This window comes from Rahnella sp. WP5 (assembly GCF_000745615.1).
In the GTDB taxonomy this organism is placed as follows: Bacteria; Pseudomonadota; Gammaproteobacteria; order Enterobacterales; family Enterobacteriaceae; genus Rahnella; species Rahnella aceris.
This window is the reverse complement of the sequence record NZ_JQJR01000007.1, coordinates 61,869-84,370: the sequence shown is the minus strand read 5'-3', so window position 1 is coordinate 84,370 and position 22,502 is coordinate 61,869. Positions and strand designations below refer to the sequence as shown.

At 51.0% G+C, this 22,502-nt stretch carries 19 protein-coding genes; 7 read left to right on the top strand and 12 right to left on the bottom strand.

Annotated elements, in window-relative coordinates; all coding sequences use genetic code 11:
* Nucleotides 1–10: 10 nt before the first annotated feature.
* From EX31_RS04820 to EX31_RS04805, 4 genes are all read right to left on the bottom strand, one after another.
* A complete protein-coding gene (locus EX31_RS04820) occupies nucleotides 11–1,126 on the bottom strand; it encodes a fimbrial protein (RefSeq protein WP_037033682.1) in 1,116 nt (371 codons plus the stop codon).
* A 9-nt stretch (nucleotides 1,127–1,135) separates the two neighbouring features.
* A complete protein-coding gene (locus EX31_RS04815; protein ID WP_037033680.1) occupies nucleotides 1,136–3,679 on the bottom strand; it encodes a fimbria/pilus outer membrane usher protein in 2,544 nt (847 codons plus the stop codon).
* 72 nt (nucleotides 3,680–3,751) lie between these two features.
* Nucleotides 3,752–4,438: a fimbrial biogenesis chaperone gene (locus EX31_RS04810; RefSeq protein ID WP_037033679.1), complete on the bottom strand. Its 687-nt coding sequence runs from the start codon at nucleotides 4,436–4,438 to the stop codon at nucleotides 3,752–3,754.
* Nucleotides 4,439–4,543: 105 nt separating this feature from the next.
* A complete protein-coding gene (locus tag EX31_RS04805) occupies nucleotides 4,544–5,092 on the bottom strand; it encodes a fimbrial protein (protein ID WP_037033677.1) in 549 nt (182 codons plus the stop codon).
* A gap of 589 nt (nucleotides 5,093–5,681) precedes the next feature.
* On the opposite strand from EX31_RS04805, the gene ompR reads away from it, so the two are divergent.
* Together ompR and envZ are read left to right on the top strand one after the other, a co-directional pair.
* Nucleotides 5,682–6,401 (top strand): osmolarity response regulator transcription factor OmpR, encoded by a 720-nt coding sequence (gene ompR, locus EX31_RS04800; RefSeq protein ID WP_009635740.1) that lies wholly within the window; start codon nucleotides 5,682–5,684, stop codon nucleotides 6,399–6,401.
* Nucleotides 6,398–7,759 carry a two-component system sensor histidine kinase EnvZ gene (gene envZ / locus EX31_RS04795; RefSeq protein WP_013573600.1) on the top strand — a complete coding sequence of 454 codons (1,362 nt, stop codon included), beginning with the start codon at nucleotides 6,398–6,400 and terminating at the stop codon, nucleotides 7,757–7,759. The genes ompR and envZ overlap by 4 nt, the downstream gene beginning before the upstream one ends.
* A 209-nt stretch (nucleotides 7,760–7,968) precedes the next feature.
* Here envZ and EX31_RS04790 read toward each other — a convergent pair whose 3' ends face one another.
* From EX31_RS04790 to EX31_RS04760, 7 genes are all read right to left on the bottom strand, one after another.
* Nucleotides 7,969–8,448: a PIN domain-containing protein gene (locus EX31_RS04790; RefSeq protein ID WP_037033674.1), complete on the bottom strand. Its 480-nt coding sequence runs from the start codon at nucleotides 8,446–8,448 to the stop codon at nucleotides 7,969–7,971.
* Nucleotides 8,445–8,657 (bottom strand): FitA-like ribbon-helix-helix domain-containing protein, encoded by a 213-nt coding sequence (locus EX31_RS04785; RefSeq protein ID WP_013573602.1) that lies wholly within the window; start codon nucleotides 8,655–8,657, stop codon nucleotides 8,445–8,447. The genes EX31_RS04790 and EX31_RS04785 overlap by 4 nt, the downstream gene beginning before the upstream one ends.
* A 103-nt stretch (nucleotides 8,658–8,760) precedes the next feature.
* Nucleotides 8,761–10,383, bottom strand: a complete 1,623-nt coding sequence (gene pckA / locus EX31_RS04780) for a phosphoenolpyruvate carboxykinase (ATP) (RefSeq protein ID WP_013573603.1) — start codon at nucleotides 10,381–10,383, stop codon at nucleotides 8,761–8,763.
* A gap of 227 nt (nucleotides 10,384–10,610) precedes the next feature.
* Entirely contained in the window at nucleotides 10,611–11,495 is an 885-nt protein-coding gene (gene hslO, locus EX31_RS04775) for an Hsp33 family molecular chaperone HslO (RefSeq protein ID WP_037033672.1), read from the bottom strand.
* Nucleotides 11,496–11,553: 58 nt separating this feature from the next.
* Entirely contained in the window at nucleotides 11,554–11,958 is a 405-nt protein-coding gene (gene hslR / locus EX31_RS04770; RefSeq protein WP_013573605.1) for a ribosome-associated heat shock protein Hsp15, read from the bottom strand.
* A 24-nt stretch (nucleotides 11,959–11,982) separates the two neighbouring features.
* Entirely contained in the window at nucleotides 11,983–12,672 is a 690-nt protein-coding gene (gene yrfG, locus EX31_RS04765) for a GMP/IMP nucleotidase (RefSeq protein ID WP_037033670.1), read from the bottom strand.
* Nucleotides 12,673–12,786: 114 nt separating this feature from the next.
* Entirely contained in the window at nucleotides 12,787–14,934 is a 2,148-nt protein-coding gene (locus EX31_RS04760) for an intracellular growth attenuator family protein (protein ID WP_014411507.1), read from the bottom strand.
* A gap of 442 nt (nucleotides 14,935–15,376) precedes the next feature.
* On the opposite strand from EX31_RS04760, the gene nudE reads away from it, so the two are divergent.
* On the top strand, nucleotides 15,377–15,934 hold the full coding sequence (gene nudE, locus EX31_RS04755; RefSeq protein ID WP_037033669.1) for an ADP compounds hydrolase NudE: 558 nt from the start codon (nucleotides 15,377–15,379) through the stop codon (nucleotides 15,932–15,934).
* 74 nt (nucleotides 15,935–16,008) lie between these two features.
* On the opposite strand, the gene mrcA is transcribed toward nudE, so the two are convergent.
* Nucleotides 16,009–18,564 carry a peptidoglycan glycosyltransferase/peptidoglycan DD-transpeptidase MrcA gene (gene mrcA, locus EX31_RS04750; protein ID WP_037033667.1) on the bottom strand — a complete coding sequence of 852 codons (2,556 nt, stop codon included), beginning with the start codon at nucleotides 18,562–18,564 and terminating at the stop codon, nucleotides 16,009–16,011.
* Nucleotides 18,565–18,685: 121 nt separating this feature from the next.
* On the opposite strand from mrcA, the gene pilM reads away from it, so the two are divergent.
* The 4 genes from pilM to hofQ are packed head-to-tail and all read left to right on the top strand — an operon-like array spanning nucleotide 18,686 to nucleotide 22,207.
* Nucleotides 18,686–19,525 (top strand): pilus assembly protein PilM, encoded by an 840-nt coding sequence (gene pilM, locus EX31_RS04745; RefSeq protein ID WP_013573611.1) that lies wholly within the window; start codon nucleotides 18,686–18,688, stop codon nucleotides 19,523–19,525.
* Nucleotides 19,525–20,088 (top strand): PilN domain-containing protein, encoded by a 564-nt coding sequence (locus EX31_RS04740; RefSeq protein ID WP_013573612.1) that lies wholly within the window; start codon nucleotides 19,525–19,527, stop codon nucleotides 20,086–20,088. Before pilM ends, EX31_RS04740 begins: the two co-directional genes overlap by 1 nt.
* Nucleotides 20,085–20,945, top strand: coding sequence for a pilus assembly protein PilO (locus EX31_RS04735; protein WP_037033665.1), 861 nt, complete (start codon nucleotides 20,085–20,087; stop codon nucleotides 20,943–20,945). Before EX31_RS04740 ends, EX31_RS04735 begins: the two co-directional genes overlap by 4 nt.
* A complete protein-coding gene (gene hofQ / locus EX31_RS04730; RefSeq protein WP_037033664.1) occupies nucleotides 20,945–22,207 on the top strand; it encodes a DNA uptake porin HofQ in 1,263 nt (420 codons plus the stop codon). The genes EX31_RS04735 and hofQ overlap by 1 nt, the downstream gene beginning before the upstream one ends.
* Nucleotides 22,208–22,502: the final 295 nt, after the last annotated feature.

Below are 22,502 nucleotides of genomic sequence, written 5' to 3'. Positions count from 1 at the left end.
CGTGGCAGGCTTATCGGATATCTATTTTCAAGGTCGCCATCCCACTGAATTCGCCGGTATCCAGCCCGCCACCAATGAGGTTAATTGGGTAAGCCGTCATAGAGATGTTTCCCATACCGTTTTGATTCATGGGTAAGTTTCCAGATTCAAAAGGGATCGCTGTACCGCTGGCATTCTCAACGCGAATGCCAATATCGGCTTTATTGTCAGAAGGCCGGCGTCTGGCGACCAGCGTGTACTGATCTGTCAGGTCGTCCCCCTTCAACAGCATGGCAAGCTGTGTTCCTGCCGGGATCTTCGGCAATCCATTGGCTGTGCAGTCATACGTAATGTTGAACGTTACAGGAATAAACCCTCTGGGAGGCTGATTGAGCGTGGTGAATTTATTGGTGGCGATGGCACCGAAATTGACCGTGATCGTTTCACCTTTATTGATTTCGCAGCTTTGGGGTACGGTCAGTTTTCCGCTGACGTAGACGCGGGCAACAGGGGAGCCAAGCGGCGGGGCGGTCACTATGGCCGTACCTGATGACAGATAAATCTCAGCGATCTCTGTTCTTGGTATATCCAGTTCTCCGATAAAAGGGGTGGTGATATAAAAAGTTAATGAGCCTTGAGAACCAATGTTGAGGCTGGCACGGGTATTTTGCTGCACGCAAACGCCGTTATTATTTGCATCTGTGTGATGCGTGGCATCGCCAAGTGTTTTGGTCGTCGGCACCGGAACATCAGTTGCCGGAGGCAGATCAAGGCTTGCTTTGACATCAATGTGGTCGTTAATTTTGTAATATCCCGGCTCAGTTCCCTTAGGTAAGGCGGTTTTTACGGTGTACATCAGTAGTACTCCACTGCGGCTGCTGGCATCGTTGTCGGTACAATTGCAGGCAATGGTGTAATTCTGCATTCCACCATTCATGTTTTTTTCATACTTTTTCCCTCTCTCGTTGTCCGACGCGGGGATGTCTTCATGAAGAAAGTTTTCATAACTCACGCCGGCACCATTTTCTGGCGAGCACATTGCCGATCCCGCTTGTGCGAGGGATGAAAAACTATTTATGGCGATCCCCAACAGTGCGAGCTTTATGAGTGATGTCAGGTTGTGCAAAACCTGTTTTTTAGTGTGCATGAATTATCCTTAAATACACTGAGCCGTCAGCGAATTCACCTGAGAGGTTGAGGCAGAAATGTTGAGTTGAGCCTGACATTGCTGAGATGCGTTATTCCCCCATTTGACATGAAGTAAAACGGGTTTTTCTAACGGGATACCTGACAGATAAACGACGCCGCCCTCATCCACGATATTGCTTTGTTTATCAGTGGCCGCCACGGCACCAAACGGGACTGTGGCCCCGTTTGGTCTGACAAGTGTCACCAAAACTCTGGCCCCCACTCGGGCATCAAAATGTGCCGTCACCATGGCGCCGGAATTCGGGATCACAATGGCTGAGGTATTTTCGATATCTACGTCGTCAGGCAGGGTGGTGGTGTCCATGGCGATACGGTTTTCGTTATACGCAGTCAGATACGGGACGACAGCAAAACCACGCCAGTCTGTTCTGACGCCAGGAAGATTTTGCAGACGTGCCCCACTGGCCCCATTGGTATCTATTAATGCAAAGGAATCACCGAGGGGTTGAGACAAAGTGGCGCCCCGGGAATGCGCCACGATCCCGCCGGCAATGCCGTAGCTGAGTTGCTGAGAATCCCTGCTGTAATTGTAACCTGCGTTGAGATTGCCAAAGGAGGAGCGGTAAGAAGAGTAAAGGTTGCTGCCGCTTTCACTGTTATGATCGGTATAACTTTGCTGAACTGAATAGCTCAGGCGACGATCGTCAAGCGCGGTTCCGCTTAATCCAACCTGATGCCGTGTCCCTTCGCCTTTCTGGTGAGAGACATTGTATGTCCCCCAGCTTTGTGGCAACCAACGGCTGAGCGGAATACGGACGTTCAGGGATATCTGTTGATCGTTATCCTGATCCTGTAACTGGCTGTAGGAATAGCTCAGGTTATAGCTGATACCAAACAGACTGTTGTTTAAGCCCAGTGAGAGATTCTTCTCCTTGCCGCTGTTGTTCCAGTAGTCCTGTTTGTATCCTGACAGATACAGGCTCGCGCCTTGCCACAATGTCTGATTGATATTGAACTGGATTTTACTGCGTTTGTGATAATCAAGTTCCGGAACATTGTCGCCATCAAGATATTGTGTGGACTCATCGAAGTCGTAATATCCCGCACTTGAGTACCGATAGCTTGCCAGACTGAAATCTGTGTCGGTCATTTCAATATTTTTCGAATACTGGACGCGATATGACTGACCTGAGGTGGTTTGATTATTGTCCAGTGTAGAACGGGCATGGGTAACATCAGCCGAAATGCCGCCCAGCCACCGGAGGTTATAACCAATACCGATGAGTCCTGAGAGGTAATCTTCAGATACCACAGAGCCACCGTAGGACGTAATGGTGTTTGAAATACCATAGATAGCCGTACCTTGAGCAAAGGTTGGCTCTTTCTCATTGTTATCTGTCGCGCGATAAGTCCCCGCTGTTGCGCTGTATTTCAAACGACCAGGGCGTTGCATGATGGGAATCGCTGAAAAAGGCTGATTAAACCGGCGTTCAGTCCCGTCAGCTTCTTTCACCGTTATCTCAAGATTTCCGCTGTAGGATGAGGGATAAAGATCGTTAATCTCAAAGGCACCCGGAGGGACAAAAGACTGATAAATAATGTGATCATTTTGCCGGATAGTGACTTCTGCATTTGAGTTTGCAATACCCCGTATGGTGGGTGCGAAACCGCGCTGGCTGTTTGGCAGCATATTATCGTCAGAAAAAAGCTGAACCCCGGAGAACGGGACACTGCTGAGGATTTCTCCGGAGGTCGAGTTTTCACCGATTTGGAATTTTGATTTTAAGGTTTTGATATCCCGTTCGGCGTAGGTTGAGATCGTATCCCAACGCTTCTCATCTCCGCTGTTGCTGTAAGTCGTGTAATTACGTAAGCGCCACGGGCCTATGTTGAAGCCATTTTGCAGATTCAGGTATTGGCTGGAATCATCACTGCCATTTCGGTAACTCCGCTGGCCGCCTGAATAGGAATAATTTGAGAAAAGTACAGGCGCGCCATCATCCCATTTTTCCGGATCAATATAGTCTTCAGCTTTTTGAAGGATCGCTGCCTGCGGAATGCTGAAATTAAGCTGCATGAGGTAGAAATCAAATTTGACGTCTGCAGCAGGGATATATTGTGCAAGCGAACCCAAAGGTGCGTCCGGCTGATGATTTTTTAACGCCGGAAACGCATCAACATTGACGCCCAGTAACCGCAATATATCAGGCGTGATCTGTGGCTCAAGCGTGCCGTCTGGTTTGGACAAGTAGCTGATTGAATGACGTATTTTTAATTTTTTATTCACATACAATGCAGTGTCATAGTTACCTGGTAACTGTGCCTGGTCATTACTCTGGAACAACGAGAGGTCGATATCCCCAACATCACCGGCTTGACGCTCGATGAACTGAGGATCGAAATAGACATTTTCTGAACGGGCCGGGTGAGCGGCGAGTAATCCCAAAGCCGTACTGGCCAGCAGGCCACCCAGTTTTAGCACGAGCGGCGCGGAGGTCTTTTTAATGTCTCCAGACAAGCTCTTCTGTAAAAATTTTTCATCCGTGAGCATAGTTTTCTCGTGCTTCTGAGTTGCCGTAATTAGGCGATTGCTGTGAGTTATGGCGTGGCTTTATTGGTCCGGTTACAAAGGTTGCTCATATCGTTCTGTCGTGCCGCCATAGTCATTTATCGCTTCCCATTTCACACTGTTGCCTGAGATTTTTGCGGGAAGAATGACATCCAGCTCGCTCAATGGCGCAATCATGGCCACCTCTTTTAAAAAAGTTGAGCCAATGCTGAGTGAACTGAAAACAACGTGATAAGGGCTCTGATTCTTGATAACGAGATGCCCGTTATTTCTGGAGAAAGTGAGCGCTTTCGGTGCTTCAAACGATTTTCCGGGTAGTTTTGTTGGCCGGTAAAAAAGCTTTATCCGCGTATTGACCACCAGTTTAAGTTCGTTTTTTGTATTTTTTGGCGTTGAAGGTATCGCTTTAACATTGATATAGAAAACGGACTCTCTGTCTGTCGGGAGGGCGCTGCCGTTATAGGAAATGCGCAGGTTACTTTCCTGTTGAGCATTCAGTCGAAATAGTGGCGGGGTGATAATAAAAGGACCGCGTGTTTTTTCTCCCCCCGCATCAACCCACGATTGTATGAGGAAAGGATTGTTATCGGCATTATTTTTAACGGAAAGGGTAGCTTCCCTTTTATCTGCGTCATAAATAACGCGTGTCCGTCCGACAATAATTCCGCCGGCATAGGTTATTTGTGATGTAACTACTGAAGTTATAATGAAAAGTAATGTTAATATTTTTGACTTACCCATTCGAATATGAATCCTTACAGTAGCAATATATTCATGCGGTAATTGAATAAACGTATAAGAAATGCCCTGTAGAATTAATTTTTTACAGGGCAAGGCTCAAAGTACTTATCTGTAATCGAGAGTGACTTTCACGCGCGCGTCTGCCGCACCGGCAGTGATATCGCCAGGCAATTTAAACGACTCATAGTATGCGAGAAGGTTGACATTCATAACCTTTCCGGGGATTGGATAGATGATGTCAGGTAATCCGTTGATTTTCATTATCTCGTTGGTTTCTGCATCTTCGATTCTGATGCCGACACCATCCGCCATTTCATCACCATAATCATTGCCCAGTGCAATCAAATCAGTGGTATCAGCAACGGTATCTGACTCCAGCCATATCCGGAAGTGAGGAGTAGGATTACTTTCAGTAACGACAGGACAGTTATCAAGTGGCAGGGTAAAAGGGATCTTCGGAGAGAGATCACCAATTTCCTGGAATTGAGCTGCTGAATAAGTCCCTAAAGGTATATTGAGCTCTTCACCCCCATTGATTTCACAGGCCTCTTCAACAATCGCACCCGTAAAATTAATAGCGCCATCGATTGCATAGCAATTTGCAGCCATAGCCAAAAATATCCCACCCGCTAAGAGCTTGAACTTGGTTTTCATTTTTTGCGTCCATTCAGAAATAAAAATTAGTGGTTAATCTAAAGATGACTTTATCGGATTAAATAAAGTGAATTCATCACCTTCAGACGCCGGATTCTATCAAGTGTTCTATACATTGAATAGTCGGTGGCATCCTGTCTAATTAAATGATAATGAGTTTTTAATCTGAAATATCACTGCCTATGATCTTTATGGTTTGGTTAATTCATTCAAATGATCAGTTGGTGGGTAAATGATCTATTTCTCAAATAAAATATTATCCTTACCGCTTTATTATTAATCAAACGAATAAGTAAAATCACCAAACTTTTATCCCCACGGGCACACTGAGATGATCATTTTCCTGATACTTTCAGCAGAAATGCTCAGTTAATGACCAGAAAAACGGATGAGCAGGTTTGCAGAGCGGGACAACCCGTAACAAACCAACCTTCGCTTGCAGAAGACTCCTCTGATATTGTTGATAAATTAGGAAATCCATAATCATTGTTACAATTTCGACTAGAATATATACCATTAAACGCTGTCTGTTTTGGCTGACTTTTCTAACAATACAAGCTTGAGGCATTCACGCCTTTGGGAGATTTAAATGCAAGAAAATCACAAGATTCTGGTGGTCGATGACGATATGCGCCTGCGTGCACTTTTGGAGCGTTATCTGACTGAACAGGGCTTCCAGGTGCGTAGCGTTGCCAATGCTGAACAAATGGACCGTTTGCTGACCCGTGAGTCATTCCACCTGATGGTTCTGGATCTGATGTTGCCTGGCGAAGATGGTTTATCTATCTGCCGTCGTCTGCGCAGCCAGAGTAACCCGATGCCGATCATCATGGTGACGGCGAAAGGGGAAGAAGTTGACCGTATCGTGGGGCTGGAAATTGGTGCCGACGACTACATTCCTAAGCCATTTAACCCGCGTGAACTGCTGGCGCGTATCCGCGCAGTCCTGCGGCGTCAGGCCAATGAACTGCCAGGCGCACCTTCTCAGGAAGAAGCGGTCATTTCATTTGGTAAGTTCAAACTGAACCTTGGCACCCGCGAAATGTTCCGTGAAGATGAGCCTATGCCACTGACCAGTGGTGAGTTTGCCGTGCTGAAAGCGCTGGTAAGCCATCCGCGTGAGCCACTGTCCCGTGACAAGCTGATGAATCTGGCGCGTGGTCGTGAATACAGTGCGATGGAACGTTCTATCGATGTGCAGATTTCCCGTCTGCGTCGTATGGTAGAAGAAGATCCGGCGCACCCGCGCTATATCCAGACTGTCTGGGGTCTGGGCTACGTATTTGTACCGGACGGCAGTAAGGCATGAAGCGAATACGCTTTTCACCGCGTAGCTCGTTTGCCCGAACACTGTTATTAATCGTCACCTTGCTGTTCGTCAGCCTGGTGACGACCTATCTGGTGGTGCTGAACTTCGCCATTCTGCCCAGCCTGCAGCAGTTCAATAAGGTATTGGCATACGAAGTCCGTATGCTGATGACTGACCGGCTGCAGTTGGAAGATGGGACGTTGCTGGCGGTTCCACCGGCATTTCGTCGCGAAATCTACCGCGAACTGGGCATTTCTCTTTATACCAACTCTGCGGCCGAGGAGAGTGGCCTGCGCTGGGCGCAGCATTACGAATTCCTCAGTCAGCAGATGGCGCAGCAGCTCGGTGGTCCTACCGACGTGCGCGTCGAGGTCAATAAAAATACCCCGGTGGTGTGGCTGAAAACCTGGTTGTCGCCTGACATCTGGGTGCGGGTTCCCCTTACTGAAATCCATCAGGGCGATTTCTCCCCGCTGTTCCGCTATACATTGGCGATTATGTTGCTGGCGATTGGTGGCGCGTGGCTGTTTATCCGTATACAGAACCGCCCCCTGGTTGAGCTGGAGCATGCGGCGTTGCAGGTAGGGAAAGGCATTATTCCGCCGCCGCTGCGTGAATACGGTGCGTCTGAAGTGCGTTCGGTGACGCGGGCGTTTAATCAGATGGCTGCCGGTGTCAAACTGCTGGCCGATGACCGTACCCTTCTGATGGCGGGCGTCAGCCATGATCTGCGTACGCCGCTGACGCGCATTCGTCTGGCGACCGAAATGATGAGTGACGATGACAGTTATCTCGCCGAGTCGATCAATAAAGATATCGAAGAGTGCAACGCGATTATTGAGCAGTTCATCGATTATCTGCGCACCGGACAGGAGATGCCGACCGAGATCACCGATCTTAACGGTATTCTGGGCGAAGTGATTGCGACGGAAAGCGGTTATGAACGTGAGATCGACTCTGGTCTGGCGGACGGCGAATTGCTGGTCAATGCTCATCCGCTGTCTATCAAACGTGCCGTGGTGAATATGGTGGTGAATGCCGCCCGTTATGGCGACGGCTGGATTAAAGTCAGTAGTGGTCGCGAATTGCAGCGGGCCTGGTTCCAGGTTGAAGACGACGGCCCGGGCATTGAGCCTGACCAGCTTAAGCATCTGTTTCAGCCATTTGTGCGTGGCGAAAGTGCGCGAACTACCAGCGGAACCGGACTCGGGCTGGCGATTGTTCAGCGCATTATTGATGCCCACTCAGGCACGCTGGATATCGGGAAAAGTGACCGCGGGGGATTACGAATTCGGGCCTATCTGCCGTTACCGGTTGAGATGCTGAAAGCGGTGGCGGTACAGCAAAAACTGGTTTGATTAAGGGGAGCCTTAATGATCCCTTTTATTCTGACAGGTGAAAGTTTCGGTTTCTCAATTTCGGCGATCACTTATCGCGCTGCGGTAGCTGAAACATAGCCAGCGCGGAGCGCGCAATAGAGCCCGGGATTCCTTAAGGGTGGCGATAAGCCACCCTTAAGGCCGGTGTGGGCGGCAGCTCACGGTTTAACAGCAGCCCAGCCGCGGGCTTAATTCTTCCTGCTCATCACATAATACTCTGCCGCTTCTTCCCGCCATCGTGGTGTTTCCGCCGTATCCCATGGATTAACTAACACCACGCCCGTGTGTGCAAACACTTCTGCGTGATCCGTGGCAAGCCCCGCCTGATGGTTCAGGCAGATTGCCGCGAGCTGCATATCACGCTCCGCCATCTCAATATTGGCCGTCTTCGATAAGGCCATCACACGCGGGTAATACAGCGCGCTGGCCGCATCAAACGGCAACAGCCTGCCCGCGAAATCCTGGTTCATCATCTCCAGCAAAGCGTCCGAAAGCGCGGCTTTCGGCTGATTCTCCGGCAGACTATCCGCCCAGCTGAAAAGCGCCGCGACGCTCAGGCTGGTCAGATACAGTTGTGTGGCGTCCTGCGCGTCCAGCCATTGCAGCACGTTCTTTTGCGGGAAGGGGCTAATCATCTCAAGGATGACGGCAGTATTGAGGATGATCATTTCGGTGGCAGTTCCAGATGTTCCACGCTCAGGGAAGAAAAGCGCTGGCGCAGCTGACTGCCCAGACCAAAATCAGGCACAGTAGTGGTCAGCGCCTGTTTTAGTATCAAACGTGCTTCTTCTTCCATCGAATGGCCTTTTCTGGCCGCCGCAATGCGCAGTAATTCCTTCACATCATCATCCAGATTACGAACGGTAATCGTCGCCATATCAGGCTCCTCTGACAGCAATGCTGTCATTCTGAAATGCCGCTGTGCTGGTTGCAATAAAAAAGGCGCGGAAGCCCGCGCCTGATAAGAGTTTGCCAGCAGATTAGCGTTTCGGTCCGGCACTGACCAGTGCGGCGCCAGCCGGGGTATCGGTGTATTTGTCGAAGTTATCGATAAATAACTGTGCCAGATGTTCAGCTTTTTCCTGCCACTGTTCACGGCTGGCGTAAGTATTGCGCGGATCCAGAATATGGGTGTCGACGCCCGGCAGCTCAACCGGTACCGCCAGATTAAACAGCGGCAGCGTGAAGGTTTCCGCATCATCAATGGTGCCGTTGAGGATCGCGTCGATAATAGCGCGGGTATTTTTCAGCGAAATACGTTTGCCTGTACCATTCCAGCCAGTGTTCACCAGATAGGCCTGAGCGCCTGCAGCTTCCATGCGCTTCACCAATACTTCGGAATATTGCGTCGGGTGCAGCATCAGGAACGCCGCACCAAAGCAGGCAGAAAAGGTTGGCGTGGGTTCAGTGACACCGCGCTCAGTTCCGGCCAGCTTCGCAGTGAAACCGGACAGGAAATGGTATTGCGTTTGCGCGGCTGTGAGACGGGAAACCGGCGGCAATACGCCAAACGCATCGGCCGTCAGGAAAATCACTTTACTGGCGTGACCGGCTTTCGATACCGGTTTCACGATATTTTGAATGTGATAAATCGGGTAGGAGACGCGGGTATTCTCAGTCTTGCTGCCGTCATTGAAGTCGATTTTGCCGTCTGCGCTGACCATCACGTTTTCCAGCAAGGCATCGCGTTTTATCGCACCGAAAATTTCCGGCTCGGCGTCTTTGCTCAGTTTGATGGTTTTGGCATAGCAGCCACCTTCAAAGTTAAAGACGCCGTCATCGTCCCAGCCGTGCTCATCATCGCCGATAAGCTGACGCTTCGGATCGGTGGATAAGGTGGTTTTGCCGGTACCGGAGAGACCAAAGAACACCGCCACATCGCCTTTTTCGCCGACGTTCGCTGAGCAATGCATTGAGGCGATACCCTGCAATGGCAGCAGATAGTTCATGACCGCGAACATGCCTTTCTTCATTTCGCCGCCGTACCACGAGCCGCCTATCAGCTGGATACGTTCGGTCAGATTGAAAGCGATGAAGTTTTCAGAATTCAGGCCCTGTTTCTGCCAGTCCGGATTGGTACATTTCGCGCCGTTCATCACGATGAAATCAGGCTCGAAATTTTCCAGTTCATTGACTTCGGGGCGAATGAACATGTTCTTGACGAAATGTGCCTGCCAGGCGACTTCCGTAATAAAACGTACTTTCAGGCGTGAGTCTGCATTGGCACCGCAGAAGGCATCAACGATAAACAAACGTTTCCCGGATAGCTGCTTGCTGACCAGCGCCTTGAGTGATGTCCAGATTTCCTGCGACAGCGGTTTGTTATCATTTTTCCCTTTGCCCTGATCAGCCCACCAGAGCGTATCGCGTGTGGTGTCATCACGGACGATATATTTATCTTTCGGCGAGCGGCCGGTGAAAATGCCAGTATCGACATTCACTGCACCGAGCTCTGTCACCTGCCCGCGCTCATAACCTTCCAGGCCCGGGGCCGTCTCTTCTGCAAAAAGAGTTTCGTAATCAGGGTTATAGACAATTTCGCTATTCTGGTGGATCCCATACTGGGAGAGTGTTTCGGCGGTGATCCCGATAGTGGTAGGCATTTCCCTGCTCCTTGCTGAATTTGAATCCCGTAAATAGGGATAAATCAGTTGCTATTGTAGGTATATATCGCTTTTGTGCCACGACAGCTCTCAAAGAATAACGGTAGATGTGAATGTTTTTCCAGAATTGTGATGAAAAACCCGAAAGGTGTGCAAATGAGGTTATGGAATAGCAATAAAAAAGGGACTTTTCAGTGAAAAGTCCCTCAGGCTGCGCGTGTTAACGATCAATGAACGTGGTCATCTCCGGAATGAACGTCGCCGCCAGCTTTCAGTGTCGCCATATCCATCGCGTCAAATTCATAGTCCGTGCCGCAATAATCGCAGTGCATCTCTATTTTTCCATCAGTTTCCAGCATGTCGAGCACATCTTCATCCGGCAGCGTCAGCAGCGCTGCTGCACAACGTTCGCGGGAACAGGTGCAACGGAAACAGACATTCTGCGGTTCATACAGGGTGACCTCTTCCTGATGATACAGACGATAAAGCACTTCGTTGGCAGGCAGGGTCAGCAGCTCTTGCGCCTTGATGGTTGTGGTCAGCTGTGCCAGATGGCTGAACTCTTCCGGATCAGTATCTTGCGCTGGCAGAACCTGCAACAACATGCCGCCTGCAGCAGGCTGGCCTTCAACTTCACCTGTGCGGATGAAGATGCGGGTTGGCAGCTGTTCTGACTGCATGAAGTAGTTTTCCAGACACTCTGCCAGGTTTTCGCCTTCCAGCCCCACGACGCCCTGATAGCGTTCGCCGACGGTCGGAGAAATCGTGATCACCATGTAGCCGTTGCCAATCATCTCTTTCAGCGAGCTGCCTTCGGTAATGTCACCCTGCAGACGTGCGACGCCGCGCAGTTCCTGCTTGTTGTTACCGTTGATCACGGCCAGTTTCAGCGGACCATCACCTTGCAACTGCACGGTAATATCGCCGTCAAATTTCAGGGTGGCAGTCAGCAGGCTGGTCGCCACCAACATTTCACCCAGCAGATTGCGCACTTCTGCCGGATAGTCGTGACCGGCAATAACCTGCTGGAAAGTTTCTTTGAGCGAGACCAGTTCACCGCGAACGGCGTGATGATTGAACAGGTAGCGATGCAGTTGGTCGTGATTAGACATAATTTTCTCTCTGTTTAGCGAACTCAAATCCTTCATCCCTCCTGGAAGGACTTTGGATTTATTCAGAATCGCCATATTTAAATTTGATCAGGTTGCGGCGTTCCTTTTTGTCCGGACGTCTGTCCGGATGCGGCATCGCGTTCATTTTGCGTGCTTCGGAGATTTTTTCCCGGCTGGCAATGCTCGCCTCAGTTTCCTGATACAGTTTCTGTGCTTCTTCTGCACTACGGCGCTGAGTGGTCAGCCCCAGAACGATGATCGTTTTTGAGTCATTTCCCTGACGCAATGTAATTTCGGCATTCAGTTCCATCAGCTTGCTGGGTTTCCCCCGCTGACCGTTGTAATGCACTTTGCCGCCATCAATCATCTCGCGTGCCAGCGCGCGGGTCTTATAAAAACGAGCCGCCCACAACCATTTATCGAGGCGCACTGCATTATCGTCGTCTTCCGTTTTACCTTTCATATTCTTCCCCTGAGCGTACCGGTGTTACTTAGCCGGGCCTGTTACGGGGTGAATTGCAGGCAACAGGCTGCGGTAATCATTGATGGAAGGATGTCCTTCAAATGACTTATTTGCCATGGTCGAGTCCGGATTTTCTATACCCAGACAATAGCGGATGCCGAAGGTTTTTGCCGCATTCAGGATCGGTTCACCGTCATCGACAAATAATGTCCTGTCGGGATTAAAGCCCGTTTGTTGCTGAACTGCAGACCACAGCCGCTGATCTTCCTTCGGATAACCAAATGTGTGGGTGGAAAGTAATAAATCAAGGTGCTGGTCTAATCCGGTATGTTCAATTTTAACGGAAAGACTGTGCGGATGCGCATTGGTGAGCAAAATTGTCTGTCGTCCGCTTTCACGCAGATGAGCCAGAAACGGCAGCGTGTCGTCGCGAAGACGCGCATTTTTGCCGATGCTTGTCGTCATCTGGTAGATATCCAGACTCAGCCTTTCACTCCAGTAGTCGAAGCAATACCAGTTCATGGTGTGCTGGACGGCAAGATATTCGTCATGAATTAACTGGCGCGCGTTTTCAAGCGGGATCGCACGCTGCTGGCTAAGGGCAAGAGGGACATCCTGCAACCAGAACTGGCTGTCAAAAGCCAGATCCAGCAATGTGCCGTCCATATCCAGTAAAACAGTATCGATGCATTGCCAGTCAAAATCGGGGGGCATGAAGACTCCAGGTTCTTGCGGCTGTGAGAAACCGCAGGGGCGAACAGATGAAAGCAGGGAAGGGCGTCAGGGTAGCATAATCTGACCGGGTGGCGCAGGGACACCCGGTGGTTTTCAGCCCAGTTTTTGCACGGGGATTGGCATTAATGTGGGATGAAAGCAGGAGTTATAATATTGCTGAATATCGTCGATTCTGCGCTTATCTTTGATGAAACGGCGGGTAAACAGCACGAGATTGACCGCCAGAACACCGATTAACAGTAACAGTAATAAGCTGGTGCCCAGATAGCGCCAGAGCGTTGAGATATCCGGCTCGCTGTGCAGCGAAATGTGACGGGTTCCGTTAGCATCAATGCTGATACTGGTGATCACGCCCTGCGCACTGAACGGTGTATGTAGCAGGAGTGTCGATAATTGTTGCAGTTGCTTCCACTGCTCCTGAGGCGGGTTAGCAAACACGCTGACCGGAGGCGTGGGCATTTCAATCAACTGGCGTCCTTCATCGTTACTGATCAAGAATCCGCCCGGAGGCGGGCTGTTAAGGCTGTCAGCGGCGCGACGGGTTTCCTGAACAAAGAAAGAAGACGTTGCGTTATTCACCAGTTCACTCAGCGATTGCGCGCTGACCGGACGCAGCAGAACGTTAATCCCCTGCAATGTGCCTGCTTTTGCCCGCTTCACCAGCGAATTCCAGTTGCTCGAATTGCCCAGATTCACCAGCGCATTTTTCAGACGAACACAATCGTTACTGTTTCCGCATAGCGTTTCGGTTTTCAGCACGATATCCGCGAAATCATCAAGCAGGATCATCCCGGATTTCTCGATGGCGGTGGCCAGTTGCGGGTTAATGTTTTGCTCGGGGGTTTGGTTCTGGCCGGGATGCAGCTGGTTGTTCACCGTGGTTTGCAGCGCTGTAGCTGCATCAATAATTTCTGACTGCGGCACCGGCAGCGGCGTCGCGGTATTCCAGTAAATCGCGGAACAATCAAAAGGCATAAAACCGGATGCAGAACGGCTGGCCGCCGGTGGCACATAACACATGCCGGTACCCTGAACTTTCAGGGTGTCGCCGACGCGCAGGGCAGCCTTTTCCAGTTCCTGTACGCTGTTAACCTGCGAACTTTGTGCACCTTGCAGCCAGGCTACGCTGAGTTTGAGCGGCAGGCCAAGCGGCACATAAACCAGTAACGCCAGCAGCAAGAGGAAGGCGCTGGTGGCGAGCACCAGGTTTCTTCCCCACTGCTGGAGCGGGAATCTTTTCACTTCCTCGTGCAGTGTCAGATAGCTTCCCTGACGGACAACGTGGCTGTTCATATAGACTTCCACGTCCGTTGGCTGTCCGAGATCACGACCAATATAGGGTTGCCAGTGAGGCGGATAAATCAGGTCTACCGCACCGAGCGAAATATTGCTGATATCACCTTGTTTGGATTCACCGAACAAACCCCAGCGTTTAGGTAAGCCGCGCAGGCAATGAATTTCCTTACGATTCTTACCTAAACGTTCAGACACAAACCGCCAGATAACCCAGGCGGCTAATCCTGCCGAAATCACCAGCAACCAGGGCAGAAATATCACCGGACTTTGCAGTGTGATGAAAAGCAGAAGCAGAATAGCGGAAACAGCCAGCGCTTCTTTTACACCATTCGAACGGGTCAGCGCATGCTCTTCACGTGTTTCGCGACGCACTTTGACCAGTTCAATATGCTCGCTTTCTTCATGACGGATAGACGCATTTTGCGGCTGAGAAGGTATCACCGCCGAAACCGGCGCCGGGCCTTCGTAAACGTGCTCGGTCAGCGTATGACCGTTGAGTGAAATCACCAGCGGCAGAGTCTGTGTTTTGATCAGCTCGACCTGGTTTTCCTGAGCAATGTATTGCTCCCAGAATGGCGGCAGGTGAATTTCAGTAGAATCGAGGAAGTAACGCCATTTGTTAGGATCTTCGCTCGCCACCCCATAACGGGTGATCGCGCGGGTCAGGCTATAAACATTTTCGCTTTTGGTGGTCAGCGTCAGTTTATCGCGCAGGATAATCAGATTATTGCGGTGGGTGATTGGTGTCTGGCCGAGGCCTTCATTTTGTCGCAGATAGCGTTCTACTGCGTCGCGTTCTTTCTGGGAGAGTTTGCGCTGACTGGGTGTGGAAAAACGCACGACTGACTCGCCGCGTTGGCGGCGACGCAATACGAGCCAAAAATAAGACGCTGTGGCAATAATTGCGATACACAACAACACCAGTGTCACGACTACTGTGCTCATCCGATCCCCGTTCAGACGTGGGTGACTTACGTCAACTCTGTGAAAGTATTATACATATAACGAAATGCACATTCTGCGCATGGGTGCTTTTTGATAGGAATTTTATTATTGTTAACCTGAATCGCGTGCACAAAAATACCACGCTAGAGGATACCTGCATTTGGGAATTAACGGGTATCGGTATAATCCTATTTTTAAGTGAGAGTGTTTTTGTTAAAGCAAAAATGTGACAGCCATGAGTCAACGTGTTTTTTTTGCGCGATTAACGGCGATTATTTAGTGATATTTTGAACGGGAAACAGGCAGGACAAAGACAGTTTTTCAGTAAAGATTGCGATGCTGACGCTCCTTAACGCACAATGACTACCGGTAGCGGCTTTTGAACAGACAAACGAACCCATTAGAACACCTCTGGTCAGGTGAATAATAAGTTGGGGATGAGATGACACAACACCTGCAAAAACCGAAAATTACGAAGGTGGAAACCGTAGCCCGTTCGCGATTATTCACCATCGAATCTGTTGATCTGACATTCAGCAATGGCGCTGAACGCGTGTATGAACGCATGCGTCCTTCCGATCGCGAAGCGGTGATGATTGTACCGATCATTGATGATGAGCTGTTGTTAATTCAGGAATATGCCGTTGGGATTGAAAGCTACGAGCTGGGTTTCCCCAAGGGCCTGATTGATCCGGGTGAAGGTGTGCTTGAGGCGGCGAACCGGGAACTGATGGAAGAAGTGGGCTACGGTGCACGGCACTTTGACGTGCTGGCAAAACTGACCATGGCACCTTCTTACTTCTCCAGTCGCATGAATATAGTCATTGCTAAAGATTTGTATATGAAAAGCCTGGAAGGTGATGAGCCGGAACCTTTGCCACAAACGCGCTGGCCGGTGTCACGCATGATGGAACTGCTGCAACATCCCGATTTTTGCGAAGCCCGCAACGTGAGTGCGTTATTCCTGGCGCATGAGTTTCTGATGCGCGATGCCCGCTGAGCCTGCGATAAAACATCATTAAAAAAGCCGGTCATGCATTACGCAGACCGGCTTTTTGCTTTACAGCTCAGGCATCAGAACAGTTCGTGTTCCTGACCGTTATCCATGATGGTTGTTCCGACCTCATGCACAGCATGTTCTGTCGGCTGAGTCCCGTCGATAAAGTATTCCGGGCGACTGTTACCGCCGCCGTCAGAAAGCTTACCGGTACTCTTATCGATAGTGACGGTCACCACACCCGGAGGCGGAGTCTGTGGCTGTTCCGGCACTCCTTCCAGCACGGCTTTCATGTAATCATCCCAGGCTGGCTGAGCACTTTTCGCGCCGCCTTCGGCACCGGAGATTTGATCCGGGATGACACCGGAAGCCGTCGAACGGCCTAAATCACGACGGTGATCGTCAAAGCCAATCCAGACTGATGTCACCACGTCAGGGCCATATCCGGAGAACCAGGCATCTTTCGAGCTGTTGGTTGTCCCGGTTTTGCCGCCAATGTCGTGACGTTTCAGGTCGCGTCCTGCGCGCCAGCCCGTCCCCATCCAGCCCGGTTCCCCGAAGATGTTGGAGTTCAGTGCATCACTGATCAGGAATGACAGAGGAGTACTGATCACATGCGGTGCGTATTGCTGTGCGGCATCAACCTGTGGCGAGTTCGGCGGAACCTGCTCAAGTTGTGGCGTTGGCACACTGGTATTGTTATTGATGGTGGACGTAGCAACATTTTCTACGTTGTCATCCGACAGCACGGCAGATTTCTGCGTATCCCCATAAATAACCGGAATATTACAGGTACGGCAGGCGATTTTAGGTTTAGCTTCAAACTGAACCTGGCCGGATTCATCCACGATTTTGGTGATGAAATACGGGTCAACCAGATAACCGCCGTTGGTCAGTGTGGCGTAACCGCGCACCACCTGTAACGGAGTGAATGAAGCAGAACCCAATGCCAGTGATTCGGAATGAACAATGTTCGCCGCCGGGAAGCCAAAACGCTGCAGATATTCAGCCGCGTAATCCACACCCATCGCACGCATCGCACGCACCATCACCACGTTTTTAGACTCGCCCAGACCCTGACGTAAACGGATCGGACCGTAATACGTTGGCGGGGAGTTCTTCGGCCGCCAGTCGGTACCTGCACCGGCATCCCAGCGGGTGATTGGCATGTCATTCAGGATAGTCGCCAGCGTCAGGCCTTTATCCATTGCTGCGGTATACAGGAAAGGTTTGATGTTCGAACCGAGCTGACGAACCGCCTGATTGGCGCGGTTAAACTTACTCTGGTTGAAGTCAAACCCGCCGACCAGCGCTTCAATGGCACCGTCGTTTGGATTGAGTGAAACGATGGCTGAGTTGACATCAGGCACCTGCGCCAGCCACCAGTCATCACCCACTTTACGTACCCAAACTTGCTGACCAGGGCGCACCACGTCAGTGACTTTTTTCGGTGTCGGGCCCTGAGCATTGTCATTACGGTAAGGTCGCGCCCAGCGCATGCCGCTGAATGGCAGGTTGATGACCGCGCGGTTGGACATCGTTGCCGTCGCCTGAGCGTCGTCCGTTGCGGTGATAACGGCCGGGAACAGCGGGCCATACACCGGCAGGGTTTTCAGCGACTGAACAATCTTGTCCTGATCCCACGCAGGTTCACCCACTTTCCATAACTGATTTGACGGGCCACGGTAACCGTGGCGCATATCGTAATTGAGCACGTTGGTGCGCAGGGCTTCCTGCGCGGCCAGCTGGGTTTTCTTGGTAATGGTGGTGTAAACCATGTAGCCATCGTTATAAGCGTTGTCGCCATAACGTTTCACCATCTCCTGACGCACCATTTCGGTCAGATACGGCGCAGAAAACTCGATATGTGGAGCATGATAATTCGCCACCAGCGGCTCAGCACGCGCCTGATCGTACTGGGCCTGCGTGATGTATTTCTCATCCAGCATACGCGCCAGTACGGTGTTGCGACGCGCCAGAGAACGATCGTGAGAATACAGCGGATTGAAGGTTGACGGTGCTTTTGGCAGACCGGCAATCACCGCCATTTCACTGAGCGTCAGTTGGTTGACATTTTTCCCGAAGTAAACCTGTGCAGCGGCACCCACGCCATAAGCGCGATAACCGAGATAGATCTTATTCAGATACAGCTCAAGGATTTCATCTTTGGACATCATCTGCTCAATGCGGATGGCCAGAAATGCTTCCTTGATTTTACGGGTCAGCGTGCGTTCAGGACTCAGGAAGAAGTTACGGGCCAGTTGCTGAGTAATGGTACTCGCGCCCTGTGAGGCGTGGCCGGACACCAGCGCAACGGAAGCCGCACGGAAAATACCGATCGGGTCCACGCCGTGATGTTCATAGAAACGACTGTCTTCTGTCGCGATAAACGCATGCACCAGTTCCGGTGGGATCTGGTCGAGTTTCAGTGGGATACGGCGCTTTTCACCATATTGAGCGATTAAATCACCCTCGGCACTGAAAACTTGCATCGGTGTTTGCAAGCGCACGTCTTTAAGCGTGGCGACATCGGGTAGCTGTGGCTCGATATATTTATACAAACCGAAGATCGAGGCGGCTCCCAGCAAAATGCAACACACTGCAAGAATCAATAAATACTTTACGAACTTCACCTGAGATTTCCCATTAAGTGTCAATTGGGCAGTTTATAAACAACCGCGCGGTAGTATAAAGGCAAGCCAGCAACATGGATACGTTCTTTTATTTACCTGACGATATGGAGATTGGGCGAAAATGCGACTACAAGCATGGCAGGTAGGTCTGGATATTCAAGCCGGTTTTGCCCGTGCGATCGCCGTTCAGCGGCGGCGTCATGGCTGGCAATTACGTCACTGGTGGCAGCATCCTTTGCCTCCTTTCACATTGCGGGAGGGGATATTACATGAGACCGCGCCGCTGATCGCCCTTTTATCGTGCTGGCGAAAAACGCTGCCGACGTCGTTTTCATTACGAATAAGCCTTCCTGCACAACGTATTATGCAACAGCGAATGGCCGCGCCCGATGCCCGGTTGGGTGAGCCGCAGCGCAGTGCGTTTATTTTCGCTAACGCCGCGAAACAATTCCCCCTCGGCATGGAACATCTGGTGATGGACTACCGGGCTGACCCTCATGGTGATAATCAGTTGGTGGTTACAGCCGCAAGGCAGCAGGAAATTGAACAGTGGGTGCGATGCATGGCGCAGGCACGGTTGTTCCCGGATGCTATTGAACTGGCCCCTTGCGCACTTCAGATGGCGGCCTGTGCTGCTGGCGTTCCGGGTGATGCATTGCTGATTCATCCCCTTGACGATGCCTTTCTCTGGGCTTCGCCGCACAGCTTGCCGTTCCAGTTTGGCTTGCTGGATCACGCAGAGGCCATGACTGAAACCTCAATTTCTCAGAAGATCCGCACACAGTATCGCGCGGCCGCACTGTGCCACGCGGAGGACTATTTCAGTGGCGAATCGCCATCTGCGGTAATGCAATGCTGGTCGCCATTAAGCGCAATCGCGCAATTGTCCGCGCCTTTGCCTGCGAATCCCGGTGCGTTTGCGCCCGCCGTCGGGCTGGCTATTCGTCAGGCGGATTACTGATGCTCCAGGTCAATTTATTACCGTGGCGAAAGCTGCGCCGTCAAAAGCGGATGCGTTGCTGGCTGAAGATTTTCGTTTCGTTTCCGGTCTCTGTGGTGGTCTGTGCCTGGCTTCTGGCCGCTTTCATTGTGCAGGAGCGGACGTTATTGCAGGTGAAGCTGTCAGCGCTAAATTCAGGCATTCAAAAGATTATGCTTCAGCAGCGTCGTGTGGAGGCCGCATCAGCACAGGTAAAGGTTCTGACTGAAGCACGTCTTTTGAGCCACCAGCGTGTGCAGCGGAGCCGGGACTATCTGCAATTATTGGAGCTGCTGGCGTTAAAGATGCCCGAAGAACTGTGGCTGACTGAGCTGACAGAACATCAGGGAATGCTGACGTTAAAAGGCGAGGGGCGGTTGTACCACGACATTCTGGCATTGAGTGACATGCTGTCGGCAGGAGACTTGCTCAGCAAGGTCAGTCTTTCTGATGTACAGCAACAGCCCAACCAGAATCTGAGCTTCGTGATGAAAACGCAGTTTCGCGCTGAAAGGCCACTGCCTGCGCCGGAAGTACCGCAATGACCGGTTTTCTATCAGAGCGTATTGAACCGCTGATGGAAAAACCCGGCTGGCAGCGGGTATTCATTCTGACCGCATGTTTAGTGATGATGGTTTTGACGCTGTATCAGTTCGGATTGCGCGGATTATGGCAGCAACAGGAAACCCTGAAACGGGAGATTGACATCGCACAACAGACCCTTTCCCTGGCTCAGGTGACGCTAATGCGCATGATTCCACTGGAAAGACTGGAGCAGGAACTGGCCGGTAATGCGACATCACTGCGCAAAAGCCTGCCTCTGGAGCAAGCGTTTTCCCGGCCACTGAAAGACTCTCAGGCGGTGCTGATTCGCTGGCAACCCGTTTCGCAACCGAAACAAGAACCGCAGGGTGAATTGCAATTGCAGGTGACTTTTACCGAACTGATGCATTTTCTTCATGCGCTGTTGCAACGTCCCGAACAGCCTGCGTTTAGCGAGCTGAATCTGCATACCACCGGTAGTGGTGGGATGAAAGCATCAGTGTTACTGACACAAACTGCGCCAGCGGCGGAGTTTGTTAGCGGTGTCGTCGCGTCGAAAGCCGTGCGTGATCCGTTTAATGTGCCACAGACACCCGACTGTGCTGGTATTTCTCCATTATCTGAATGGCTGTTAAGCGGGATTTCAGATGTCGGAGGGCAACGTTATGGCTGGCTGCTTTCTCCGCAGGGGCGCTGGAATAAAGTCGAAACAGGTTCACTCGTTGGGATGCCGCAATGGACGGTTGAAGTGCTCAGCAGTGTGCAGGTTGAACTTAGCCTCAGTGACGCACGTTGCGGCTTACAGCGTCAGATTATCAGGCTGGGTAAAGGTAATGATTCTCCAGGGAAAGGAAAATAATGAAATACGTAAATAAACGGATTGTGCTGTTTTTGCTGTGTTTATGTCTTAGCCCGGTGAAAGCCGGTACGCCACCGCTGATTTCGCTGGAGTTTCAGTCCTCACCGGTCGGTTTGGTATTGCATGCGCTGGCGGATGCCCGGCAACTGAATCTGGTCACCGCACCGGGTTTGGACGGGCAGATGAGTGTGAAACTCAAAGATGTGCCGTGGCAGCAGGCGCTCGACATCATTCTGCAAATGAACCATCTCACCAGTCAGTTGCAGGGCAACGTTTTATTGGTGTCGCCTGAAGAAGACCCGCAGGTTGTACAACAGCGGATAAAAGATGCCGCCGAACAGCAGGCGCTGCAAAGCCCGCTGATCAGCCTCACCGTCCCTTTGCAATATGCGGATGCGAAAGAGACGGCGCTTAGCCTGAACGCTCAGAAAGGATCGCTGTTGTCGCAAAAAGGCAATGCTTCTGCAGATACCCGCACCAATACGCTATTGTTACGTGACACGCAGGCGGCGCTGGATGTAGTGGCACCGTGGGTAAAGGAGATGGATTTACCCCTCCAGCAGGTCCAGCTGGCGGCGCATATCGTCACCATGAACAGCGAAAGCCTGCGCGAACTTGGAGTGCGCTGGGGATTTACCGGGGAGGAACCCATTACAAAAGCGGTGCGCATGAACAATTTCAGTATGGGAATGCCGGTCGAAAATCCGATATTTACTGCCGGCTTCAATCTTGCTCACATCAGCGGGCGGATCCTTGATCTCGAACTGACGGCGCTTGAGCAGGAAGATAAGGTCGATATTATTGCCAGCCCGCGGCTGCTGACGGCGCATATGCAGACTGCCAGTATTAAACAGGGAACGGAAATCCCGTATCAGGTTTCCAGCGGGGCGAGTGGCAGCACGTCGATCGAATTCAAAGAAGCAGTGCTGGGAATGGAAGTCATGCCGAAAATTCAGCGTGACGGGCGTATTCAACTGGCGTTGCAGATTAGCCAGAACATGCCGGGGCGAAGTATCAAACAGTCCGAAGGCGAGGCGCTGGCGATCGATAAGCAGGAAATAAAAACCCAGGTGACGGTAAAAAACGGGGAAACGATCGTACTCGGCGGGATATTCCAGCGTAAAAACCAAAAAACGGATACGAAAGTCCCTGTCCTGGGTGACATTCCGGTGGTCGGTTCTTTGTTTAAACACCAATACACCAATGAACAGCGGCGTGAGTTGGTGATTTTCATCACTCCGACCTTAATCCTCACCCGTTAAATGGGTATTCTTACCCCTTGTAAATGACTTAATAACGTTGAGCGCATGCAACTTTTTGTGTTGCAAGAGGCTTCTGAGTTTGACGCTGCCGTCGATTTAGCTTACAAGGGTTACCGAATTGAGCACCGTGATCTTTTTATTACGACAGACACGCCGATAAAAACGTACGGTTTCCCTCCTGCGGCGTGCAAAGTGATTTATTCGGTTGCCAAACTACCAAGAGTGTTGAGATAATTTTTTTCTGATCTCGCACTATATCGCTCATGAGGTTTCAGTTTAGGTCCCGCCGCTAATT